This is a genomic window from Cellulomonas sp. CW35 (genome assembly GCF_052378485.1).
Taxonomy (GTDB): Bacteria; Actinomycetota; Actinomycetes; order Actinomycetales; family Cellulomonadaceae; genus Cellulomonas; species Cellulomonas uda.
Genome location: NZ_CP199000.1, coordinates 1,147,492 through 1,169,324, shown reverse-complemented (window position 1 = coordinate 1,169,324; position 21,833 = coordinate 1,147,492). Strand labels below are relative to the sequence as shown.

The 21,833-nt window shown below is 74.7% G+C and carries 18 protein-coding genes; 7 read left to right on the top strand and 11 right to left on the bottom strand.

Annotation, left to right across the window (positions count from 1 at the left end; all coding sequences use genetic code 11):
- Position 1 precedes the first annotated feature (1 nt).
- From cysD to ACT17Q_RS05470, 4 genes are read right to left on the bottom strand one after another with little or no spacing between them, the layout of a single operon-like run.
- Positions 2-916: a sulfate adenylyltransferase subunit CysD gene (cysD, locus tag ACT17Q_RS05485; protein ID WP_444665050.1), complete on the bottom strand. Its 915-nt coding sequence runs from the start codon at positions 914-916 to the stop codon at positions 2-4.
- Positions 913-1,719, bottom strand: a complete 807-nt coding sequence (locus ACT17Q_RS05480) for a 3'(2'),5'-bisphosphate nucleotidase CysQ (RefSeq protein ID WP_444665049.1) — start codon at positions 1,717-1,719, stop codon at positions 913-915. The genes cysD and ACT17Q_RS05480 overlap by 4 nt, the downstream gene beginning before the upstream one ends.
- Positions 1,716-3,677, bottom strand: coding sequence for a hypothetical protein (locus tag ACT17Q_RS05475; protein ID WP_444665048.1), 1,962 nt, complete (start codon positions 3,675-3,677; stop codon positions 1,716-1,718). Before ACT17Q_RS05475 ends, ACT17Q_RS05480 begins: the two co-directional genes overlap by 4 nt.
- The gene (locus ACT17Q_RS05470; RefSeq protein ID WP_444665047.1) at positions 3,670-3,948 is read right to left on the bottom strand and encodes a hypothetical protein; all 279 of its coding nucleotides are present in this window, start codon (positions 3,946-3,948) and stop codon (positions 3,670-3,672) included. Before ACT17Q_RS05470 ends, ACT17Q_RS05475 begins: the two co-directional genes overlap by 8 nt.
- Positions 3,949-4,190: 242 nt before the next feature.
- On the opposite strand from ACT17Q_RS05470, the gene ACT17Q_RS05465 reads away from it, so the two are divergent.
- Positions 4,191-5,279, top strand: coding sequence for a polysaccharide pyruvyl transferase family protein (locus ACT17Q_RS05465; RefSeq protein WP_444665046.1), 1,089 nt, complete (start codon positions 4,191-4,193; stop codon positions 5,277-5,279).
- Positions 5,280-5,310: 31 nt separating this feature from the next.
- Here ACT17Q_RS05465 and cysC read toward each other — a convergent pair whose 3' ends face one another.
- Both cysC and ACT17Q_RS05455 read right to left on the bottom strand, forming a co-directional pair.
- Complete coding sequence (cysC, locus tag ACT17Q_RS05460; protein ID WP_444665045.1) at positions 5,311-6,612, bottom strand: adenylyl-sulfate kinase; 1,302 nt, start codon at positions 6,610-6,612, stop codon at positions 5,311-5,313.
- A gap of 55 nt (positions 6,613-6,667) precedes the next feature.
- Positions 6,668-8,791, bottom strand: coding sequence for an acyltransferase family protein (locus ACT17Q_RS05455; RefSeq protein ID WP_444665044.1), 2,124 nt, complete (start codon positions 8,789-8,791; stop codon positions 6,668-6,670).
- 185 nt (positions 8,792-8,976) lie between these two features.
- Here ACT17Q_RS05455 and ACT17Q_RS05450 point away from each other — a divergent pair, with 185 nt between their 5' ends.
- Both ACT17Q_RS05450 and ACT17Q_RS05445 read left to right on the top strand, forming a co-directional pair.
- The gene (locus tag ACT17Q_RS05450) at positions 8,977-10,698 is read left to right on the top strand and encodes a polysaccharide pyruvyl transferase family protein (RefSeq protein WP_444665043.1); all 1,722 of its coding nucleotides are present in this window, start codon (positions 8,977-8,979) and stop codon (positions 10,696-10,698) included.
- Between the two features lie 15 nt (positions 10,699-10,713).
- Positions 10,714-11,805: a glycosyltransferase family 4 protein gene (locus ACT17Q_RS05445; protein WP_444665042.1), complete on the top strand. Its 1,092-nt coding sequence runs from the start codon at positions 10,714-10,716 to the stop codon at positions 11,803-11,805.
- Between the two features lie 36 nt (positions 11,806-11,841).
- Here ACT17Q_RS05445 and ACT17Q_RS05440 read toward each other — a convergent pair whose 3' ends face one another.
- Genes ACT17Q_RS05440 through ACT17Q_RS05430 form a run of 3 tightly spaced genes read right to left on the bottom strand, consistent with a single transcriptional unit; the run spans position 11,842 to position 15,214 of the window.
- Positions 11,842-13,563 (bottom strand): glycosyltransferase family 2 protein, encoded by a 1,722-nt coding sequence (locus ACT17Q_RS05440; protein WP_444665041.1) that lies wholly within the window; start codon positions 13,561-13,563, stop codon positions 11,842-11,844.
- On the bottom strand, positions 13,560-14,228 hold the full coding sequence (locus tag ACT17Q_RS05435) for a hypothetical protein (RefSeq protein ID WP_444665040.1): 669 nt from the start codon (positions 14,226-14,228) through the stop codon (positions 13,560-13,562). The genes ACT17Q_RS05440 and ACT17Q_RS05435 overlap by 4 nt, the downstream gene beginning before the upstream one ends.
- On the bottom strand, positions 14,225-15,214 hold the full coding sequence (locus tag ACT17Q_RS05430; protein WP_268534943.1) for a glycosyltransferase family 2 protein: 990 nt from the start codon (positions 15,212-15,214) through the stop codon (positions 14,225-14,227). Before ACT17Q_RS05430 ends, ACT17Q_RS05435 begins: the two co-directional genes overlap by 4 nt.
- Positions 15,215-15,334: 120 nt before the next feature.
- Between ACT17Q_RS05430 and ACT17Q_RS05425 the strand changes: the two genes are divergently transcribed.
- The 4 genes from ACT17Q_RS05425 to ACT17Q_RS05410 are packed head-to-tail and all read left to right on the top strand — an operon-like array spanning position 15,335 to position 19,967.
- Positions 15,335-16,810, top strand: coding sequence for a cytidylyltransferase domain-containing protein (locus ACT17Q_RS05425; RefSeq protein ID WP_444665039.1), 1,476 nt, complete (start codon positions 15,335-15,337; stop codon positions 16,808-16,810).
- A gap of 52 nt (positions 16,811-16,862) precedes the next feature.
- On the top strand, positions 16,863-17,759 hold the full coding sequence (locus ACT17Q_RS05420) for an N-acetylneuraminate synthase family protein (protein ID WP_444665038.1): 897 nt from the start codon (positions 16,863-16,865) through the stop codon (positions 17,757-17,759).
- Positions 17,760-17,781: 22 nt separating this feature from the next.
- Complete coding sequence (locus ACT17Q_RS05415) at positions 17,782-18,777, top strand: hypothetical protein (RefSeq protein WP_444665037.1); 996 nt, start codon at positions 17,782-17,784, stop codon at positions 18,775-18,777.
- Positions 18,774-19,967, top strand: coding sequence for a DUF6716 putative glycosyltransferase (locus tag ACT17Q_RS05410; RefSeq protein WP_157732547.1), 1,194 nt, complete (start codon positions 18,774-18,776; stop codon positions 19,965-19,967). Before ACT17Q_RS05415 ends, ACT17Q_RS05410 begins: the two co-directional genes overlap by 4 nt.
- Positions 19,968-20,019: 52 nt before the next feature.
- Here the strand turns inward: ACT17Q_RS05410 and purE are convergent, their stop codons facing one another.
- Complete coding sequence (purE, locus tag ACT17Q_RS05405; protein WP_444665036.1) at positions 20,020-20,559, bottom strand: 5-(carboxyamino)imidazole ribonucleotide mutase; 540 nt, start codon at positions 20,557-20,559, stop codon at positions 20,020-20,022.
- 2 nt (positions 20,560-20,561) lie between these two features.
- A complete protein-coding gene (locus tag ACT17Q_RS05400) occupies positions 20,562-21,761 on the bottom strand; it encodes a 5-(carboxyamino)imidazole ribonucleotide synthase (RefSeq protein WP_444665035.1) in 1,200 nt (399 codons plus the stop codon).
- Positions 21,762-21,833 lie beyond the last annotated feature (72 nt).

Sequence of the window (21,833 nt, the reverse complement as noted above, 5' to 3'; positions counted from 1 at the left end):
TCTAGAAGTACCCCTCGCGCTTGCGGTCCTCCATCGCGGCCTCGCTCACCCGGTCGTCACCACGTGTGGCGCCGCGCTCGGTGAGCCGGGCTGCCGCGATCTCGTCGATCACGTCCTGCACCGTCGCAGCGGTCGACTCGACCGCCGCGGTCAGGTTGGCGTCCCCCATCGTGCGGTAGCGCACGCTGCGACGTGTGACGGTCTCACCGGGGCGCGGCTCGACGAACGCGTTGACGGCGTACAGCATCCCGTCCCGCTCGACGACGTCGCGGTCCGCGGCGAGGTACAGGTCGGGGATCTCGATGTCCTGCGTGCCGATGTAGGACCAGATGTCGAGCTCGGTCCAGTTCGACAGCGGGAACACGCGGATCGACTCCCCGGGGTGCACGCGGCCGTTGTAGAGCGACCACAGCTCCGGGCGTTGGTTCTTCGGGTCCCACTGGCCGAACTCGTCACGGAACGAGAACACCCGTTCCTTGGCCCGCGCCTTCTCCTCGTCGCGCCGCGCACCGCCGAACAGCGCGTCGAAGCCGTGCTCCTCCGTGGCCTCCAGCAGCACGGGGGTCTGGATGCGGTTGCGTGAGCCGCCCTTCTCCTCGCGCACGAGCCCGCGGTCGATCGCGTCCTGCACCGAGGCGACGACGAGGCGCAGACCGAGCCGCTCCACGGCCGCGTCGCGGAACGCGATGACCTCCGGGAAGTTCAGGCCGGTGTCGACGTGCATCACCGGGAACGGGATGCGCGCGGGCGCGAACGCCTTCACGGCCAGGTGCAGCATCACGATCGAGTCCTTGCCCCCCGAGAACAGCAGGCAGGGCTTGCGCATCTCGGCGGCGACCTCGCGCATCACATGGATGCTCTCGGACTCGAGCACGTCGATGTGGCTCAGCTGGTACTGCGGTCGGGTGGTGGTCACGGGGCAGCATCCTCTCGCGTCGGCGCGTCGCCCGGCGCACCGGCCGCGACGAGCGCCTGCGCCTGCGCGACGAGGCCCAGCAGCTCCTCACTGCGGCCGGGCTCGCACACGAGCAGGTCGGGCAGCCACGGGCTGCGTCGGTTGTACTCCAGGGTGGCGCCGTCGACGCGCGAGCAGTGCAGACCGGCCGCTGTCGCGACGGCGACGGGCGCAGCGGAGTCCCACTCGTACTGGCCGCCCGCGTGGACGTACGCATCGGTCTCGCCCGTCACGACGGAGGCGACCTTGACGCCCGCCGAGCCCATCGGCACGAGCTCGATGTCGGTCAGGGTCGCGAGCGCGCCGACGAGGGCAGGCGGACGCGACCGGCTCACAGCGAGCCGCAGCGGACCCGGCCGACGCGCAGGCCGCTCGACGACCACGTCGGTGCGAAGCACCGTTCCGCGTCCCGGGAGCGCGACCGCTCCAGCGACGAGCCCGCGACCGCGCTCCCAGAGCGCGACGTGGACCGCCCAGTCGTCACGCCACGTGCCGTCGTCGTGGCGCTCGGCGTACTCGCGCGTGCCGTCGAGCGGGTCGACGACCCAGACGCGCTCGGCGTGCAGCCGCGCGCCGTCGTCGGCGGCCTCCTCGGACAGCACCGCCTCGTTCGGGCGCAGCCGGGCGAGCTCGCGGGCGAGGTGCGCCTGGGCGACCGCGTCGCCGCGCGAGCGCAGGTCGGTCATGTCACCGCGGTCACGTTCGGCGAGCAGCACCTGGCCCGCTCCCACCGCGAGCGCGGCGGCAAGCTCGTCGTCGGTCACTCGTGGTCCTTCCGGGCGCTCAGCGTCGAGCGCAGGAGGCGTGCCGCGCTCAGCAGCCGCACCTGCGACGAGTCGACGAAGTCCGTGGGTCCCGCCGTGCGCGGTGACCGCAGCACGGTGGTGAGCTCGCCGACCACCACGGCGCCCGAGCTCGTCACGCGGTCGACGAGGAGCTCCGCGAGGGCCGTGACCCGCGCCTGCAGGCCCTCCGGCACGCCGAGCGGGACCTCGTCGGGGCCCGTGGACCACCGCGCGAGCGCGGTGCGTACCTGCGCGGTCGTCAGGCCGGAGGCGCGGCGGGCCCACACGCCGCCGTTGCGCAGTCGGACCACCGCCGCCTCGCGGTCGCTCATCGCCCGGGGCACGCGCCCTGCCTGGACGGCCCCGGTCGGCAGGTCCAGCATCCGCGCGGGCGCGTCGACGAGCAGCGCGCCGTCGGTCGCCGGTGGCACCAGGACCGTGACGTTCTGCGCACCGACCCGCCGGGTCCACACGCCGAGCAGGTCCTCGCCGTCGGCCGCGGCGAGCGGGACCCTGCCCGGCCCGCCCGTGTCCAGCGCCGCGGACAGCCACGACCGCAGGGTCTGCGTCCCACCCGCGCGCAGGTGGTCGGCGTAGGAGCCGAGCAGGAGGTCGCCGACCGGGCGCAGCGTGATCAGTACGCGCGCACCCCGCAGGAGCGCGTCGGGCACCGACCCCGGGTCCAGAGCCCACGCGTCGTCGCTCACGAACGTCCGGCGACCCGCCGCGGGCTCGGCGGTGGTCAGGTCGACGCCCCGGGCGCGCAGGGCGTCCGCCGACGCGTCGAACGCCGCGCGCAGGCGCTGTCCGCCCGAGTGCGGTGGCCCGACGTGCACGAGGCGCCCGGGCACGGGCACCAGGCTCACGCCCGTGAGGCGGGGCCGGCGCCGCGTCCCCGCCCGCGCCTCCACGACGATCTTCTCGGCCCGCTCGAGCAGGCTCGCCAGCGCGGTGGTCGCGACGTCCATCGGCACCGTCGTCGTGACGTTCGACTCGGGAAGGTCCGACGACACGCGCGCGAGCTCGTCGAGCGCACCGATGACGCGCACACCCGACGCGCGGACCTCCTCGGCGACGCGCCGGCCGAGCTCGGCGACTCCCTCGGCGTGCCGCTGCGGGACCGTCGCTCGCGGGGTCCCGGCGGGGGGCACCCACTGGTCCAGCATCCCCATCACGGGCCCGTGGTACACGAGCGCACGACGAAGCGCGGTGGTCGCCGGCAGCTCGCGCGTGCGGGCGTTGAGCAGGCGCACGACCTCGCTCTCGGGCAGCGTCATGCCACGGTTGCGTTCGCTCACCGTGAGCGTCCCCGCCGGGATCGCGAGCAGCTGCTCGAACACCGAGAACAGCCGCTCCGGTGCGGAACGCTGCAGCACGACCACCGTGACGGACTGCGCCCCGAACACCTGTGCCCACCGGTGCGTGAGCCAGGAGCCGTCGGTGCGGTGGAACGCGCGCACGCGCTCCGGCTCACGCAACCGCGCCGCGAGCCAGTCGTCGAACGGCTGGGGTTCGCCGTTGCGGACCATCTGCTGCCACATCGACGGCAGGAAGCCGCCCATGTCCCGCAGCGTGAGGACGACGTGCGAGCGGGGGCCCACGAGCTCTCGCACCCGGCGCACCTCGTCGAGATCGGACCACGAGAGCTCCTCCGAGCTCAGCAGCACGCGGCTCGTCGTGTCCTCCTCCAGCGTCGCGCGCAGCGCGCCCAGCCGGGTCTGGCCCGCTGTCTGCGTCTCCACGGCGCCCCACCCGAACATCGCGCGGAACGCGAACATGTGGCTGACGTCCGTACCCGGGTAGTGCACGCCGTGCGCGCGCAGCTGCTCGCGCTGCTCGTGGAACGCGCCCTGCACCGAGGAGGTCCCCGTCTTGTGCGCGCCGATGTGCACGAGTCGCGTTCCCTCCGGGAGCGGCTCGAGGGCGAGATCAGCCACGGGGGACCTCCGCCCGGGCCTCGGCGACGAGCGCGAGAGTACGCGCGTACACCCCCGCCAGGAGCTCGCCGACGATCTCCGCGTCGACCTCGTCGCGCGTGCCCGTCCCGCGCACCGCGAGCCGCTGCACGTCGGAGACGACGTCCGCGTGCAGCAGGTCCCGCAGCGAACCGGCCTCACCCGGTGGCAGCGCCTCGGTGACCCGGCGCAGGAGCTCGAGGGCCCCTGCCGACGGCGCCGGATCGCCGTCCGCGCCGTCGAGGCGTGACACTCGCTTGGTGTGGTGCTCGAGGTACTGGGGGTCGCGGCCTGCTGCCAGACCAGGACGCTGGGGGGACGTCACTGCATTGCCTTTCCGCCACGGTCCCGCGCGGGGGCCGACCGACTCTGGGGGCCCGGAGGGCGCGCCGACGGGTCGGCTGGGGCACCGGACCATACGGTAGCGTTCTTCGTTCCCCGGGCCGTGCCTTGTCTCGCCGTGCCCGGAAACCGGTTCTCAGGAGGACATCCCCCATGGGTCGACTGCGATCGACAGCGGGCCGCGCCAAGCGCTACGTCACGCGGAAGGTGCGACAAGTTACCGGCCGCAAACCGGTCGTCGGCCTCGCCGGCTTCTTCGGCGACGGCAACTACGGCGACGAGCTGTTCCTCGAGGTGTTCAAGCAGTACCTCGGCCCACGTTTCGAGCTCAAGGTCCTCGCGGACCTGCCGAACGCACCCCACTTCTCGCGTGACGTGAAGAAGATCGTCGCGGAGGTCGACGCGATCGTCATCGGCGGCGGCGACATCCTGCAGCCGTGGAACCAGGACCCGCGCTACTTCAACCACGCGTTCCTGGCCAAGCCGGTGTTCGTGGTCGGGATCGGTGTGCCGCAGTACACGAACCGCCACGCGCCCGACGAGAAGGAGCACATCGTCGCGCGGCACCGTCGGTTCATGGCGCACCGGAACGTGCGCCGGATCGGCGTGCGTGACGACCAGGCCGCCTCGTGGATCCGCGACCGGCTCGACCCGCCGGGCGAGATCCTGGTGGCCCCCGACATCGTCGCGAGCCTCGACCTGCCGCCGGTGACCAAGCCCGAGGGCGCGCCGATCCTGGGCGTCGTGACGCGCTTCCGTCCGAACCGCCCCGAGCCGGACGACTACTGCGAGGTCGTCAAGCTCGCACAGCACGTGTCCGAGCAGGGCTGGCGCGTGCGCCAGATCATCCTGGGCACCAACAACGTGGGCAAGCGTGACCTCGCGAATGCGGAGGACTTCGTGTTCGACTCCAAGGAGGTCGTCTACTCCGAGGACCTCGACGACCTGTCGCGCGCCATCGGCGAGTGCACCGCGCTCGCGTCGATGAAGTTCCACGGCACGGTGGTCGCGACGATGTACGGCGTCCCGTCGATCGTCATGGTCCCGACGAACAAGAACATCAACTTCATGGAGCGCATCGGGCTCGGCGCGCTCGTGTCGAGCTTCAACTCCCCGCAGCTGGTCGAGAAGTTCGAGGGTCGGCCGCAGGTCGACCCAGCCGATGTCGAGCGGATCCGCGAGCAGGCGAGCGAGCACATGCGCGGGCTCGCGGACGCGATCGCCGAGGCCCTCGCACGCTGACGAGCACCACCCCGCAGCGGGGGTCGACGCCTCAGAGGCCGTCGACCCCCGCTGCTCGTAGTGCCCCGAGGACGGCGTCGACCGCGCGGCCGATGTCGTCGTGGGACGTGTCCAGCACGACGTCGGCGTCGTGCGGGAACTCGTACGGCGAGGACACGCCCGTGAACTCGGGCAGGTCACCCGCCCGGGCGCGCGCGTACAGGTGCTTGCGGTCGCGCGCCTCGCAGACCTCGAGCGGCGTGGCCACGTGCACGAGCACGAACCCCGCGACGGCCTCGGTGCGGCGGCGCACGTCCGCGCGGTCCTCCTCGAACGGCGCGATCGCCGCGACGAGCACGATTCCGCCCGCGCCCGCGACGAGGGACGCGACGTAGCCGATGCGCCGCACGTTCTGCGAGCGGGACTCGCGGTCGAACCCGAGCCCGGCCGACAGCATGTGCCGCACCTCGTCGCCGTCGAGCACGGTGACCTGGCGTGAGACCGACGACTGGAGCCGCTGCGCGACGGCCTTGGCGACGGTCGACTTCCCGGAGCCGGACAGGCCCGTGAACATCACCACGGCGCCCGGGCCGGTGCCCGCGTCGCGCGACGACGAGAGCTCGCGCGTCGAGGACGCCGGGAAGCTGGCAGCCAGCACGGCGGCACGTCGCTGCTCTGCCAGGGCGTACGCCTCACGCGCGGCGCTCGGGCCGAGTGTGAGGTCGAGGACGTCACTCGCCCCGTACGCGCGGGCGAGCTCGTCGAGCGTGGGCTGACCGGCCGGCCACGCGAGACGCTCGAGACGTGCGCCTCGCGCCCACGGGACGGCGACCACCTCGACCGGCACCGCGATCCGGCCCGGTTGCGTCAGCTCGTCGCGCAACGCGGTTGCCGCCCGCACGACGCCCGCCGCGGTGACGTCGAGCGCGTGAGCGGGACGTGGTGGCGCGACGAGGCACAGCAGCAGGACGGTGCGCGCGCACGCGGCGCGCTCGACGATCTCGTCGACCTGATCCAGACCCGCCACGTCGTCGACGAGGACGCCCAGCACCGGTCCCTCGCCGAGACGGTCCCGCACGTCGCGCGCGGCGAGGCGCACCCGGGGGTCCGCGTCCTCGCCGCCGCGCAGGCCGGGCGGACGCAAGGGTGCCAGCGGCTGGTCGCCGCGCTCGCGGACCGCGATGGGGGTGTTCTCGTCGTCCAGCAGGACGACCGCACCGTCCGGCGCTGCCGCGACGACGGGGTGCCGGTCGTGGGAGACCGCCCCGCCGAGCGCGAGCTCCACCGCGTCGGCGTCGGTCGCACCGAGAACCAGCTGGGGAAGTCCGCTCCAGCGGGTCCAGTCGTCGCTCATGGTGGCACAGGCTATCTCGATCCCAGGGGTCGACTACGGGACGTGGCCTGCGACGTCACCCGTCCGCGGACGCTCTCGTGGGCGCCTCCGTGGGGGCTGCGGTCTCGCCGTGCCGATCGTCGAGCCCTGCGGCGGCCAGGATCCGGTCGGCGACCAGCGGGCCGAGCGAGCGTGAGTACGTCGCGGTGATGTGCCCGGCCGAGTCGCGGTACGCCAGCACGCCGCCGATGACGAGCGGGCACTCGCTGTCCGTGCAGTACAGGTCCTGGATGTCCACGTAGTGCGCCTGCGGCACGCGCTCTACGGCGAGCTCGAGCAGGTCGGGCACGGCGAACGCGTCGTCGAGGGGGACGGCGCACCCCGCGGGGTCCTGACCGATGCGCGCGACGCACGCGAGCGCCGTGTCGCTCACGATCGGCCCGTCGGAGACGGCGACGACCTGTGAACCGCGACGCGCGACGGCGCGCATCATCTTCGCCATGCCCGGCACGCGCGAGAGCTTGTCGGCGCCCATCGCGGACCTGCTGCCGGACGTGATCACCAGGTCGTACGGTTCGCCCTCCAGCAGCCGCGAACGGATCTCCTCGGACGTCGGGACGCAGTTCTCGTTGACGTCGCGGCTCAGCGCGCACCCGTTGCCCACCATCACGGTCACCTGCCAGCCACGCTCGTCGGCCTGCTCGAGCAGTCCCGGCAGCAGAGCGGCGGCGTGCGAGTTCCCGACGACCGCCACCCGCAGCGGCCCGTCCAGGTCGCCCTTCTCGCACGTGCGGGCACCGGACTCGGGCGTCGAGTAGCACTCGTACGCATGCTGGGTGTCGTGCTCGGCGTCGCGCGGCGCGGGCACCACGCCCGCGAACGTCACTCCCGCGCACTCCGCGCGGTGGTCGAGCGCCAGTGCTCCGCGGCAGTCGGCCTGCGCCGCGGGCGGCGCCGTCGCGGCGGGGGTCGCGCGCTGCTCGAGCGCACGCACGCCTGCTGCCGCACCTGCGACGACGAGCACCGTGATCGCGCTCGCTGCCACCAGCGGGGTCCGCAGGCGCCGCATCGTCGCGCGCGGGGACAGCCCGCCCACGTGCCGCACGGGGTTCTCGACGAAGTGGTAGGCAGGCAGGGCGAGGGCGACGCCTGCGGCGAGCGCGACCGGGACGAACCACGGCGAGTCCTGCGCGATCAGCGTGGGCAGCAGTACCACGACCGGCCAGTGCCACAGGTACAGCGAGTACGACGCGTCACCCACGTAGTTCGCGAAACGGTTGGTCAACGGCCACGGGCCACGGACACCCGGGCCTTCTCCCGCCGCGATCACCAGCGCCGTGGACAGGACCGGTAGAGCCGCCCACGGCGCAGGGAAGCCCGCGTCCTCCCGCACGACGAGCAGCGACACGACGATGCCGGCGAGGCCCACCCACGCGAGGACGGGCCGCGCACGGCCCAGCGTCATGCCCAGGCGCGCCGCGGCGATCGCGACGAGCGCGCCGACCCCCAGCTCCCACACGCGCGTGAGCGTCGAGAAGAACGCGTACGTCGGCTGCGCCGACGTCTGCACGACGGCCCACACGAACGAGGCGCACACGACGCCGCTCATCGCGGCGAACAGCGCGCGCCCGTGCCGCACGCGGCGCTCGCGCCCCGCCGCGCGGCGCGCCGTCAGCACGAGCAGGCCGAGCATGAGCCACGGCCACACGAAGTAGAACTGCTCCTCGACCGACAGCGACCAGAAGTGCTGCACCGGTGACGGCGGCAGGCCCTGCGCGAAGTAGTCGGTGCCCTCGCGCGCGAACCGCCAGTTCACGACCGTGAGCGCCGCGGCGATCGCGTCGCGCACCGTGCTCGCCAACCGCGTGCCGCCGACGAGCACCGCCGTGAGCCCGACCGTCACGGCGAGGGTCAGCAGGGCGTTGGGCAGGATGCGGCGCACGCGGCGCGCGTAGAAGCCACGGAACGAGATGGCGCCGCTACGCCGGTGCTCGCGCAGCAGCAGACCCGTGATGAGGTACCCGCTGATGACGAAGAACACGTCGACGCCGACGAACCCACCGTGCGGCCAGCCGATCACGTGGTCGGCCATCACGGCGAGCACGGCCACGGCACGCAGGCCCTGGACGTCGCGCCGACGCGCAGCCGGGGTCGGCCGCTCGGCCGACGCGGCGACGGCCTCGGCGGTCGCCGATGTCATGCGTCCTCGATCGTCGTGGCCATCGTCCCAGGGCTCCTTCTGCCACGGCCCGCATCCACACGACGGGCCTGAGCGCTCCGGAAAGATACCGCCCCGTACCCGGTGTGCGACGACCATGCAGATGGGCGGCGCGCGCGTACCCGGCGCGCACCTCGTCGGCCCGGCGCTGCGCTACCCTCGGCCCGGTGGACGAGGCTGGCGACTACCTGCGGCGCGTCGGTGGCGTGCACGCCTTCCAGTGGAACCCGTTGCGCGAGATCGACGGTGAGCCGCAGCTGCTGAACAACTTCGGCGACCTGCTCGGCCCGATCGTGGTCGAGCTGGTCCTCGAGTCGATCGCACCGGGTACCCGGCTGGAGCGTGCCCCCGAGCGGCGCGTCCTGTCTGTCGGCTCGGTCATGCACTTCGCCCGCCCGCGGGACGTGGTGTGGGGCACGGGCATCAACGGCAAGGTGTCGAACGCGAGCGTGCACGGCGAGCGCGAGCTCGACGTCCGGGCCGTGCGCGGCCCGCTGTCGGCCGCGTACTTGAGCGCGCGCGGCATCGAGGTCCCGGACGTCTACGGGGACCCGGCGATGCTCCTGCCGACGCTCATGCCCGAGCTGTGGCAGTGGGCGCGCCGACGCGTGACCGACGTGCTGGTCGCACCCAATCTCAACGACCTGGGCTCGGAGGCGGCCTGGCCCGTCGACCCCGAAGCCGGTCAGCGCCTGCTGGTCCCCACCGACCCGGTGCGCTCCGTCCTGCGGACGATCGCGCAGTCCAGGTTCGTCGTCGGGTCGTCCCTGCACGCCGTGATCCTCGCGGACGCGCTCGGCATCCCCGCCCGGTTCGTCGCCTCGGCCAACGAGTCCGTCTTCAAGTACCGCGACTACCTCGCGGGCACGGGTAGACCGCTCACGCGCATCGCCGACTCGGTCGCCCACGCCCTGGAGCTGGGACCGCACGAGCCCCCCGTGGTCGACCTCGAGCGGCTGCTCGCCGCGTTCCCGCGCGACGTCTGGGCGCTCGGCTCCCCGTTGACCGGGTGGGCGGGGCGACCGTTCGGCGTCGCTCGCTTCGGCCGGGTGGTGACGAGCGACCTGCTGCGCACGACGCGGGGTGAGGTGTCCGACGACGACCTGCGTGCACGCTGGCTCGACCAGCTCGTGCCGCGCGCGGTGGCCGCGGTGACGGGCCAGGAGGTCGGTCCGCTCGTGCTCGAGTCGACCGACCGGCGCGAGAGTGCCGTCACCGACGCGGACGAGCCCGAGGAGCGTGTCGACGGGACACCTGAGGACGAGACGCGCGAGGACGGGACGCCAGCGCACGAGGCGCCAGCGGACGACGCTGCCGAGGACCCGCTCGAGCTGGCGGCCACGTACCGCGAGCTCGTCGTGCCCGGCCTGGACACCACGGTGCTCGAGGACGAGCAGCGCGACCGGGCCGAGCTCGTGCAGCACCGCGACGCTGCACGACTCGCGGTCGCTGCGCGTCTGCACGGCCGTCCCCCCACCGCCGAGCTGCGCGCGCAGCGCCCGGCATCGGGGGGCTGGGTCCTGAGCTTCACGGTCCAGGTGCCGCACGTGCGTGGGGGTATCGACGAGCTCGCGCTCGTGCTGCGCGCGCAGGGCTCGCACGCCCGCGTCCTCGTGCCCGTGCCGCGCTCACCGTTCCACGTGCGTCAGTGGCATCTCGACGTCGATGTCATGGTCCCCCGCCACGCGCTCGACTCGACGTCCGCGGCCGAGCCGGGAACCGAGCGGTGGGACGTCCACGTCCTGCTGGTCGAGGGGACCGGCGCACGCTCGGAGGTCCCGCTGGCGCCACGTGGCTCGCTCGGTCTGGTGCTGTCCGGATCGGGTGGCCAGTCGCCGCCGCCGACCGCCTGGACGCTCGTCGTCGACCCGACCGCCGTCCCGGCGTGAGCTGAGAGGACCCGTATGCCCACGCTGCTCGCGTTCCCCGCCTGGCGCGACAACCCCTATCTCAACCTGCTGTACCTCGCGACGCGTGGCGCCGGCTGGGACGTGCAGGGCACCACCTCGTTCGACGAGCTCGTCCGCCGCACCCGCGGCCTGGGCGCCGCGGACGTCCTGCACGTGCACTGGACGTCGCCGATCTGCCAGACCGCGCCGGACGAGACGACCGCCCGCGAGCGGCTCGACACGTTCGTCGCGACGATCCGCGCGGCCCGCGCCTCGGGCGTGCGCCTGGTGTGGACCGTGCACAACAAGCTGCCGCACGAGGTCGCGTACCGTGAGCTCGAGCTGGAGCTCGCGCGCCACCTCACCGAGCTCGCGGACGTCGTGGTCCAGCTCAACGGGCACACGGTCGAGGCGGTCGCGGACGAGTACGTGCTGCCGGTCGAGAAGGTCGTCACCCTCCCCCACGCGTCCTACCTCGGCGTGTACCCGGACTCGATGACGCAGGCACAGGCCCGCGCGGTGCTCGACGTGCCGCCGACGTCACCGACCATCGGCTTCGTGGGGCAGATCCGCCCGTACAAGGGCATCACCACGCTCCTGGCCGCGGCGGGCCGCGTGGCGCGGGACGTCGAGGACCTCACGCTCCTGCTCGCGGGCAAGACGCGCGAGGACGTGCTGCCGCAAGTGGAAGCGGCCCTTCCGCAGGGCGTCCGCACGGTCCGCCACCACGACTTCGTCGCGGACGAGCAGATGCAGACGTGGTTCCGGGCGGCGGACGTCATGGTGTTCCCGTACGAGCGCGTCCTCAACTCGGGTTCGGTGCTGCTGTCCGCGACGCTCGGGCGACCGTGCGTGCTGCCACGGGAGGCGCACCTCGTCGCCGAGTTCGGTGACGAGCCGTGGGTGACGTTCTACCCCCCGGGCGGAGACGCGGTCGAGAGCCTCGCACGGGCCATCCGGTCGGCGCTGCGCTCGGCGCGACGGACGGCGCACGACGCGACGGCGTACGCGCTGCGGTACCCGCCGTACGCGATGAGCCGCGACTTCCTGCGCATCCTCGACGGGCAGGCGCCCGTCGGTCCCGCACCACGCGCGCTCGCCGGCTGACCTGCAGGCGCGTGCGGGTCCGCCCGGACGGGCGGCTCAGCGGCGACGCAGCGCGCGCACCGCGCGACGGACGACTGACGGACGGCGGAACAGCGTCGCGCTCACCTGACCGGAGCCCTTGCCACGCACCGTGAGGCGACCAAGGCGGCCACCCCGCAGGCGCACGGCGCTCCGCTCGACGACGAGCGGGACCTGCATCTCGCCGTCCGGCGCGGCCACGAGCAGCTCCAGGGCCCACGTGCCTTCGCTCGGCAGCGCGCTCGCCCCGACGCGGGCGCACCACCGATCGCCCTCCGGCCGGACGCGGCCCACGGACCGCTGCGTCTCCGGCCGACCCGGCTTGTACGCGCGCAGCTCGAGCGCCGTGCCGGGCGCGAGGCCCGCGGGCGGCCGGAGCTCGATCTGCGCCACGGTGCGCGTGACGACGAGCGTCTCGACGACCTGCGGCTCGGCCCCCCGGGCCGCCTCACGCAAGGCGCGGACGTCGCCGGCGACGAGTGCGGCGCGAGCCAGGCGGTCCTGCGGTCGTTCGACGGGCGCCACCGACGTGGTGAACCACTGCGCGTGCGGCGCGGCGAGTGCGACCAGCTCCGTCGCCTCGGCCTCGGTGATGGGCGTGCTGCGCCCCGCGACGTTCTCGACGACGAGCGCATACGCGAGCGCACGCTGCGCGCGCTCGTCGAGCAGCCCGGTGCCCGCAGCGGCCTGGATCGCGTGGATCGCCCGCACCGGGTCCATGGGCACCGGCGTGAGGCCGCCGTCGCCGGACGCGTCCAGCACCTCGCGCGCGAGCTGCACCTCGCCGAGCGTGCCGAGCGCGTAGACGGCCTGCCTCTCGGGCCGCAGGTGCGTGAACGTGTACACCCGGCGCAACGACAGCAGCTCGCTGAGCAGCGCCGGCACCATGGACGCCTCGCCCGGGGTCTGCGCGCCACGCGCGTACCTGCGCAGGTGGACCCACCCGTCCGCGTTCAGCACCATCTGCCAGTACGTCGCGGCGAGCTGGTCGCTCTCGACCGCGCCCAGCAGGCGCGCGCACAGCAGCTCCTGCGTGAGGTACGACGCGACCGCGGCGTCAGCGCTCGCCTGGGCGGTCATCGACGTGCCACCGGGACGCTCGCGGTAGAGGTAGACGACATCCGGGACGACGTCGATCGTGCGGGCCGCGACGAGCGCGGTCACCATCGGCACGATGTCGTTCGACCGCGGGACGGACGGGTACGCGATGGCCTGCTCGCGCCAGAACTGCATGCGGAACAACCGGTTCCAGCACGCGCGGTTGCGCACGAGCTGCGGGCGGTCCGTGAGCGTCAGGCCCTGCGCCCGCTCGGCGAAGCCCGTCCACCGCGCGGTGGGGCTCCAGGTCTGCAGCGCGGAGAACTTCAGGAAGTCGCCGACGACCATGTCGGAGCCCGACGAGCGCGCGGACGCGAGCATCGCCGCGTAGGCGCCGCGCGGCACCAGGTCGTCGCCGTCCGCGAACGCGAGGAACTCGCCGCGGGCCTGCTCGACACCGAAGTTGCGCGCCTGGCCGCCGCCCACGCCGGGTGCCCGGAAGGCGCGCACGCGCGGGTCGGCCGCGGCGCGCGCCGTGACGCGCTCCCACGTGCCGTCACGTGACCCGTCGTCGACGACGACCACCTCGAGGTCGACGTCCTGGTCGTCGAGCATGCTGGTCAGACAGTCGTCGACCCACTCGACCACGTCGTGCGTCGGCACCACGACCGAGATCGCGGGCGTGCGCTCGCCGTCCGTCAACGTCTCCTCCTCCACCCGGGCGTGGCCGCCACGGCCCGCGCCAGCATAGGCGTCCCGTCGGCGTCGCCCTGCGCGCGCAGCGCGGCCAGGTCACGCCCGGCGCGCGCGAGCACGCGTCGCTCCCACCACGGCCGCAGCGCCCGCTCGACGCGTCGGCGCACCGCACCCGGGGCGCGTCGCGCGGTGCGCAGCACGCGGCCGTGCGCGGCCGACGCCTGCTCGGGCGTCGGGACCGCGCCGAGCCGGTGGGGGTCGGCGACGACCTCGTGCGCGCCCAGCAGGCCGGTGCGCGCGTCGGGCAGCACGAGGGGCAGCACGGGCACCGGACCCGCCACGCAGCGGACCACGCGGTGCACGCCCGCGAGCGCGTCGAGCAGCACCGCGGCGCCCGCGGCGAGGTCCCGCGCGTCCCACGCCGCCGGGTGCTGCGGCGCGACGAGCGCGCCCAGGTCGAGCACGCGCGCGAACGCGTCCGCGGCCCGCGCCGCCAGGTCGTGCCCCGCGCCGTCGTCGCCGTCGAGCGGCGAGGGCGCGACCTCGGGCACGGGGTCGAGCGTGGCGACGAGCAGCACCAGACCGTCGTCGTCGCGCAGCACGCCGGACGCCACGGCGTCGCACGCGCGTGCGACCTGCCGCGCGTCGGTGGCGAGCACCAGGGTGCTCATGCGGCACCCGCCGCCCGGCCGGTGGCGCGCAGCCCGCGCAGCAGCCGTCGGCCGCCCGCGGGTGCACCCTGCACGGCCACCTCGAAGGCGTCGTCGCCGCCGCGTGCGAGCAGCGCGGCCGCACCCGCGAGCAGCCGGCGCTGCAGCGCACGCGAGAGCCGGTGCCGCCGGGAGACGTGGAAGTCGACGATCCGGCACGCGCCGTACAGCGCGCGCCGCTCGACGGCCGGGTCGCCGTCGGCGAGCGCGAGGTCGAGGACGCGGTCGTACGCGAGCAGGAAGTCCAGCAGACGGTCCGCACCGGCCTGCGTGAGCGAGCCCGAGCCCGCGGACCGCCGGTAGAAGTACCCGGGGCTGTCGACCACCGCGCACGTGAGGTCCGCGAGGTGCAGCCGCCAGAACCACGGGCGGTCCGCGGCCGTGCGCAGGTCCTCGTGGAACCGCAGCAGCCGCGGCTCGACGCGCTCGCGGTCGAACGCGGCGGCCCACAGGTACGGGTAGTCGACCAGTGCGCGCCCGCCCGCGTCGCCGATCCCCTCGCGCGCCGCGAACGCCACGTCACGCGGTCCGTCCCACGGCGCGCGCTCGGCCTCGCGGCGCATGCCGTCGACCCGCACGTGGTCCGTGCGCACCATCGCGGCGCCCGTGCGCTCGACCGCTGCCAGCATCGCGGGCAGGTGCCCGGGAGCGCACCAGTCGTCTGCGTCGACGAACGTCACGTAGCGGGCGTCCGCGGCGTCGAGCGCACGGTTGCGGCTCGCGGCCACGCCGCGGTTCTCGGGGTTGCGCAGGACTTCGAGCGGCAGCTCGCGCGCCGCTCGTGCGAGCAGCTGCGGCGTCTCGTCGGACGACGCGTCGTCCACCACCACGAACCGGATGCCGGGGGCGAGGTTGCGGCGGGCGCTCGCGACGAACGTCGGCAGGTGCCGGGCACCGTCGTGCACGGCCACCACGACGTCGAGCAGGGCGTCCGGACGGCCCGGCATGCTCGCCTCCCGTGTCCCTCGTCGGCCGCGGGGCCGCTGGTCGGCCCGCGTCCTGCCCGGGGCGCTCCCGGGTGCGGCGACACGCCCGACGTCGACGGCACATGTCGGCGACAGCATAGGATGACCGGGCCGACGCGAGTGTCGGCACGGGCGGAGTCCGCCGGCCACGGCCGGCCTCCCGCCGGAGCCGCACCCGGCCGACGCCGGGTCGCGCACCGGCCCTCGTCCGGCCACGCGGGACGTCACGCACGACCGATCTGCACGAACGCGCTGCACGACCGATCAGCACGACCGATCAGCACGACGAGACCGCACGAGCCGCCGCCCGCCCGCGGGACACAACATCGGAGGACGACCCTGGAGCGCAGCGTCGCGACGAGCCCGCGCTCGGTCGCCGTCATCCCCGCCCGCGGCGGGTCGAAGGGCGTCCCGCTGAAGAACCTGCAGGCCGTCGGCGGCCGTTCGCTGGTCGCGCGCGCCGTCGAGGCGTGCCTGCCGGCGGTCGACCTCGTCGTCGTCAGCACGGACCACGAGCAGATCGCGGCCGAGGCCCGCGCGGCGGGCGCGCGCGTCGTCGAGCGCCCGGCCGCGCTGTCGGGTGACACCGCGACGTCCGAGTCCGCGGTGCTGCACGCGCTCGACGCGCTGCTCCCCGAGGGCGTCGACCCGCAGGTCACCGTCCTCGTGCAGGCCACCTCCCCGTTCATCGACGCGACCGCGCTCGCGAACGCGGTGCGCCGCGTGCTCGACGACGAGGACGACTCGGTCCTCGCCGCCGCACCCACGCACGTGTTCACGTGGCGCGTCGACGACGGCCGGGCCGTCGCGGTCGGCCACGACGCCGCGCACCGCCCGCGACGCCAGGACCGCGAGCCGCTGTACGCCGAGACGGGCGCGTTCTACGCGATGCGCACGAGCGGCCTGCGCGCGGGCGGGCACCGGTTCTTCGGGCGCACCGGCATCGAGGTCGTCGACGAGGCGACCGCCGTCGAGATCGACACGCCCGCGGACCTCGCGGTCGCGCGCACGCTCGCCGACGAGCACGCCGCGGCACAGCGGCCCGGCTCGACCGACGGCGACGCGACCGACGGTGACGCGATCGACGTCGACGCGCTCGTGACGGACTTCGACGGTGTGCACACCGACGACGCGGCGCACGTGGACGCCGCCGGGAACGAGTCGGTGCGCGTGCTGCGCGGCGACGGTCTGGGCGTGGCCCGGCTGCGCCGCGCGGGCGTACCCGTGCTCATCCTGTCGACCGAGACCGACGGGGTCGTGTCCGCACGCGCCCGCAAGCTCCGTGTCGAGTGCCTGCAGGCCGTCGAGGACAAGGCGTCCGCGCTGCGCGCGTGGATGGCCGAGCACGGGCTCGACCCCGCGCGTGTCGCGTACGTCGGCAACGACGTGAACGACCTGCCCGCGCTCGCGCTCGTCGGTTGGCCGGTCGCGGTCGCCGACGCCCGTCCCGAGGTGCTCGCCGCCGCCCGTGTGGTGCTGCGCCACGCGGGTGGGCACGGCGCCGTGCGCGAGGTGGCCGACCGGGTGCTGGCCGCCCGGCACGACGACGGACCCGCCCCGGCGACCGTGGCACGATGACAGCGACGACGACGACGCGCGCGCAGGGTGCGCGTCCGAGAAGAGGACAGCGATGACCACCTCCCCCACTGCCGCCCCCGCCGGCGTGCCCTTCGGCGCGCACCGGATCGGTGCCGACGAGCCGGTCTACGTGATCGGTGAGATCGGCCTGAACCACAACGGGGACGTCGAGATCGCCAAGCAGCTCATCGACGTCGCGGCCGAGGCGGGCGCCCAGGCCGTGAAGTTCCAGAAGCGCACACCGGACATCTCGACGCCGCTCGCCCAGCGCGACCAGATCCGCCAGACGCCCTGGGGCGAGATGACGTACCTGGAGTACCGCTACCGGGTCGAGTTCAACCGCGAGCAGTACCTCGAGGTCGGCGCGCACGCCGCGGCGCGCGGTCTCGACTGGTTCGCGTCCCCGTGGGACGTGCCGTCGGTGGAGTTCCTCGAGGAGCTCGACGTCGTCGGGCACAAGGTCGCCTCGGCGTCGGTGACGGACCTCGAGCTGCTGAGCGCGCTCGCCGCGACCGGCAAGCCCGTCATCCTGTCGACCGGCATGTCGACTCTCGAGCAGATCGACGTCGCGGTCGAGACCCTGGGCACCGAGCGGCTCGTGCTGCTGCACGCGACCTCGACGTACCCGCTGCCTCCCGAGGAGGCGAACCTGCGCACGATCACGACGCTCCAGGAGCGCTACGGCGTGCCGGTCGGCTACTCGGGCCACGAGCGCGGGCTGCAGATCTCGGTCGCCGCGGTCGCGCTCGGCGCGGTCGCCGTCGAGCGGCACATCACGCTCGACCGGACGATGTGGGGCTCGGACCAGGCGTCCTCGCTCGAGCCGACGGGCCTGAAGAACCTCGTGCGGGACATCCGCATCGTCGAGCAGGCCATGGGGGACGGCGTCAAGCGCGTCTTCCCGGGCGAGCTCGCACCGCTGTCGCGTCTGCGCCGCGTCGGCGCCTGACCTGCGCCGGAGCCCCGCCGTCGTGACGACCTCGAGCAGCGCTCGCACGGACCTCGCCCGTGCGTGGGTCGAGTCACCCCTGCAGATGGTGTCCGCGCTCGAGGCGAGCGCGGCGGGGCTCCTGGGCCCGTCGGTGGACGTGGTCTACCGCACGGGCATCACGCCGCTGGCCGAGCTCGCGGCGCGGCTCGGCACGATCGCGCTGCCCGCGGGCACGACCGTCACCCCCGAGAGCACGCGCAGCCTGTGGCGCCACGGTCAGGTCCGCGCGGTCGGCGACGCGTTCTCGGGCGCTGTGCAGGCGCGCGGTCTGCTCGGCGTGCGCCGCCCGCTCGTCGTGCTCGACGACGGGCTCGCGACGCTGCACCTGCTGCGCCTGCTCACCGCCGCCGACGGCCGCTACCTCGTGCGCGCCCGCGCGCACCCCGGGCTCGCGCGCCGCACGCTCGCCTCGGCCGCCCGCAGCAGGCTCCTGTCGCTAGCGGACGCCGGCCTGCTCACGGTGTTCACGGCGCTGCCCGTGCCGGACGGCCTGGCGGACGCGTTCCGCGCGACGGGCGGACGCCTGGTCGGGCACTCGTTCGCGTGGAGCGCGTCGCTGCGCGAGCCCGAGTTGCACGGCGCCGGCGTCGTCGTCGTCGGGTCCGCGATGGCGTCCGACGGGCTGGTCGACCCGGACGCGTACGCGGCCTGGGTCCACGAGATCGCCGACGCGGGCCACGACGAGGTCGTCTACATCCCGCACCGCCGAGAGACGCCCGCGATCACGGCGGCGGTGGCGGACCGCGACTCGATCCGGGTCGAGCGCGGCCCGTGGCCGGTCGAGGTGAGCCTGCGCTGCCTGGCGCCCGGCTCGGTGGTGCACTGCCTGCCGTCGACGCCGCTGCTGACCCTGCGCAGCCTCCTCGCGGACGCGGGCGTCGAGCTCGTCGGCTCGTCGGTGCCCGACTGGTGGTGGACGCCGCACGCGAGCGCCCGGTTCCGCGCCTCCGTACGGTCGATCGCGGGTCACGCGTGACGCGGCGGGTGCTCGCGGTCGCCGACTCGGACTCGTACGTGAAGTGGGCGGCCGCGACGCTCGACCGGCTCGACGACGTGACGGCGTCGCTCGTCGTGCTCGACAGCCCGGTGCGTCCCTCCCCCGCGCAGGTCCGCGCGGCGGTCGCCGGGACCCGCCTCGCGGCCGCCGCGCCGCGGCTGCTGCGGCTGCGCGCGCTGGTCCGCACGCTGCGCGCGGCACCGCCGGACGTGCTGCTCGTCGCGACCACGGGCCCCGCCGCCGAGCTCGTGCTGCGCGCGCTGCCCGGCCTGCCGGCGCGTCCCGTGGTCGTCACGGGTCTGCCGGGGATGTCGCTGCCCGCGACCGCGCTCGCGCTGCGCTACCGCGCGACGGCCGACCTGTTCGTCGTGCACTCGCACCGCGAGGCGCGCGCGTTCGACGAGCTCGCGCGGCAGCTCGGCACGCGGTCGCGCCTCGTGGTCGACCGTCTGCCGTTCCTCGCCGGCACGGGCGGTGCCCTGCCCGAGCCCGACACGACCGCGCTGCACCGCGTCGTGTTCGCGCCCCAGGCGAAGTTCCCCGAGACGCTCGACGACCGCGTCCGGCTGCTGCACGGGCTCGCCGCGCTCGCCGAGGCCCGGCCGGACCTCGACGTCGTCGTCAAGCTGCGCGGGCTCGTCGGCGAGCCGCAGACGCACCACGAGGCGTTCCCGTTCGACGCGCTCACCGCACGGCACGCCGACGAGCCGGGCGTCGCCCGCCTGCGCGTGGCGACGGGTCCGCTCGAGGAGTTCCTCGTGCCCGGCACCGCGCTGGTGACCGTGAGCTCGACCGCGCTGCTCGAGGCGCTCGCGCTCGGCCTGCGCGCGCTCGTGCTCGACGACTTCGGGATCGGCGAGCACAACCTCACCGCGGCGTACGCCGACAGCGGCCTGGTCGGCTCGCTCGCCGACCTCGCGGCCGCGCGCGTGCACCACGCGGACCCGGCCTGGCTGCGCGAGAACTACCTGCAGGACACGCCCGACGAGCTGCCGGGCGCGCTCGACGAGCTCCTCGCCGCGCCCCTGGCCCCGCTCGCGGCGCCGCCGCGCGTCGGCTCGGTCCCGTCGCACCTGCGCCGGCGCCTGCGGCTCGCGGCCCCCGCGGCGTCGCGTCGCGTCATGGCGCTCATGCCCAGCGTGCGCGCGACCCGCCGCCTGGCCCCCTGACGGGGCCGGCACGTCCACATCGCACGGCCCGTCCCGCCTCGCGGCGTGCGGGTCAGGCGGTGAAGCCCGTCGCGGGTCGGCCCGCGGCCTGCGCGCGCAGACGCTCGCCCTTCGCGTCGGCCTGCTCGCGCAGACCGTCCTGGAACGTCGCCATCGCGGCGGCCAGGCGCGCGGCCTCGTCGTCGGTGCCCGATGCGAGGATCCGCACCGCGAGCAGCCCCGCGTTGCGCGCGCCACCGACCGACACCGTCGCCACGGGGACGCCGGCCGGCATCTGCACGATCGACAGCAGCGAGTCCAACCCGTCGAGGTGGCGCAGCGGGACGGGCACACCCACCACCGGGAGCGTCGTGACCGCGGCGAGCATGCCCGGCAGGTGCGCGGCACCCCCGGCCCCGGCGACGATCACCCGCAGCCCGCGCCCCGCGGCCTCGCGGCCGTACGCGACCATCTTGTCGGGCTGCCGGTGCGCCGAGACGACGTCGACCTCGACGGGCACGTCGAACTCGGCGAGCGCCTCGGCGGCGGCCTGCATGACCGGCCAGTCCGAGTCCGAACCCATCACGATGCCCACGCGGGCGCCTGCGGTCATGGTCACTCTCCGTCCGTCCGGGTGGGGCCATCCTGCCCCGGCTGCTCGCCGCGCAGCAGCGCGGCGGCGGCGAGCGCACGCGCGCGCACCTGCGCCAGGTCGTCCCCGCTCACGTTGACGTGCGCGAGCTTGCGGCCCGGACGCACCTCCTTGCCGTAGAGCTGGACCTTCGCGCCCGGGTCGAGCGCGGCCACGGCGGGCAGCGCGTCGGTCAGATCAGGCAGCGTCGAGCCGAGCACGTTCGCCATGACGGTCCAGGGTGCGCGCGGCGTGACGTCGCCCAGCGGCAGGTCGAGCACCGCGCGCAGGTGCTGCTCGAACTGGCTGGTCACCGAGCCGTCGATCGTCCAGTGACCCGAGTTGTGCGGGCGCATCGCGAGTTCGTTGACGAGCACGCGCGGGGCGCCACCGTCCGCGTCCGGCACCTCGAACAGCTCGACCGCGAGCACACCGACGACCCCGAGCCCCTCCGCGACGCGCACCGCCACGTCGAGCGCCTGGGCGCGGGTGTCCTCCGCCAGGTCGGGCGCCGGGGCGACCACCTCCGCGCACACGCCGTCGCGCTGCACGGACTCGACCACCGGCCAGGTGCGCACCTCGCCCGAGGGGCGACGCGCGACGAGCGCGGCGAGCTCACGCGTGAAGGGCACCTTCTCCTCGACCAGGACGGGCACCCCGCCGGGCCGGGCGGCCGCGGCGAGCCAGTCGTCGGCCTCCCCGTCGGCCGCCACGACGCGCACACCCTTGCCGTCGTAGCCGCCGCGCGCGGTCTTGACGACCGCCGTGCCGTCGGCGCTGCCCGCGAGGAACCGCGCCAGGTCCTCGCGCGTGGTCACGGGCGCCCACCGCGGGCACGGCACGCCGAGCTCGGTGAGCCGGCGGCGCATGACGATCTTGTCCTGCGCGTGCACGAGCGCGGCGGCGCCGGGCCGGACCGGGACACCCGAGCCGTCGATGCGGTCGAGCAGCGCGCCGGGCACGTGCTCGTGCTCGAACGTGAGCACGTCGGCACCCGCGACGAGCGCGGTGATCGCGTCCTCGTCCGAGGCGGCCCCCACGGGCGCGTCGACGACGACCTGCGCGGCGGAGCCCGTCGCGCTCTCGACCAGCACGCGCAGGTGCACCCCCAGCGCGGTCGCTGCGGGAGCCATCATGCGGGCGAGCTGCCCACCGCCGACCACGGCCACCACGGGTGCGTTCACGGGCGCCCACCCTAACCGAGTAGGACCAGGGTCCGACGAGGCGTCCACGGGGGCGCGGGATATCCTCGCGGA

What these genes read in the sequence shown, in the direction of transcription:
- ACT17Q_RS05430 (WP_268534943.1), bottom strand. Translation starts at nt 15,214, where the DNA reads ATGCCGGGCCGTCCGGACGCCCTGCTCGACGTCGTGGTGGCCGTGCAC.
- purE (WP_444665036.1), bottom strand. Translation starts at nt 20,559, where the DNA reads ATGACCGCAGGCGCCCGCGTGGGCATCGTGATGGGTTCGGACTCGGAC.
- ACT17Q_RS05425 (WP_444665039.1), top strand. Translation starts at nt 15,335, where the DNA reads ATGACCGGGCCGACGCGAGTGTCGGCACGGGCGGAGTCCGCCGGCCAC.
- ACT17Q_RS05445 (WP_444665042.1), top strand. Translation starts at nt 10,714, where the DNA reads ATGCCCACGCTGCTCGCGTTCCCCGCCTGGCGCGACAACCCCTATCTC.
- ACT17Q_RS05465 (WP_444665046.1), top strand. Translation starts at nt 4,191, where the DNA reads ATGGGTCGACTGCGATCGACAGCGGGCCGCGCCAAGCGCTACGTCACG.
- ACT17Q_RS05420 (WP_444665038.1), top strand. Translation starts at nt 16,863, where the DNA reads ATGACCACCTCCCCCACTGCCGCCCCCGCCGGCGTGCCCTTCGGCGCG.
- ACT17Q_RS05435 (WP_444665040.1), bottom strand. Translation starts at nt 14,228, where the DNA reads ATGAGCACCCTGGTGCTCGCCACCGACGCGCGGCAGGTCGCACGCGCG.
- cysC (WP_444665045.1), bottom strand. Translation starts at nt 6,612, where the DNA reads ATGAGCGACGACTGGACCCGCTGGAGCGGACTTCCCCAGCTGGTTCTC.
- ACT17Q_RS05455 (WP_444665044.1), bottom strand. Translation starts at nt 8,791, where the DNA reads ATGACATCGGCGACCGCCGAGGCCGTCGCCGCGTCGGCCGAGCGGCCG.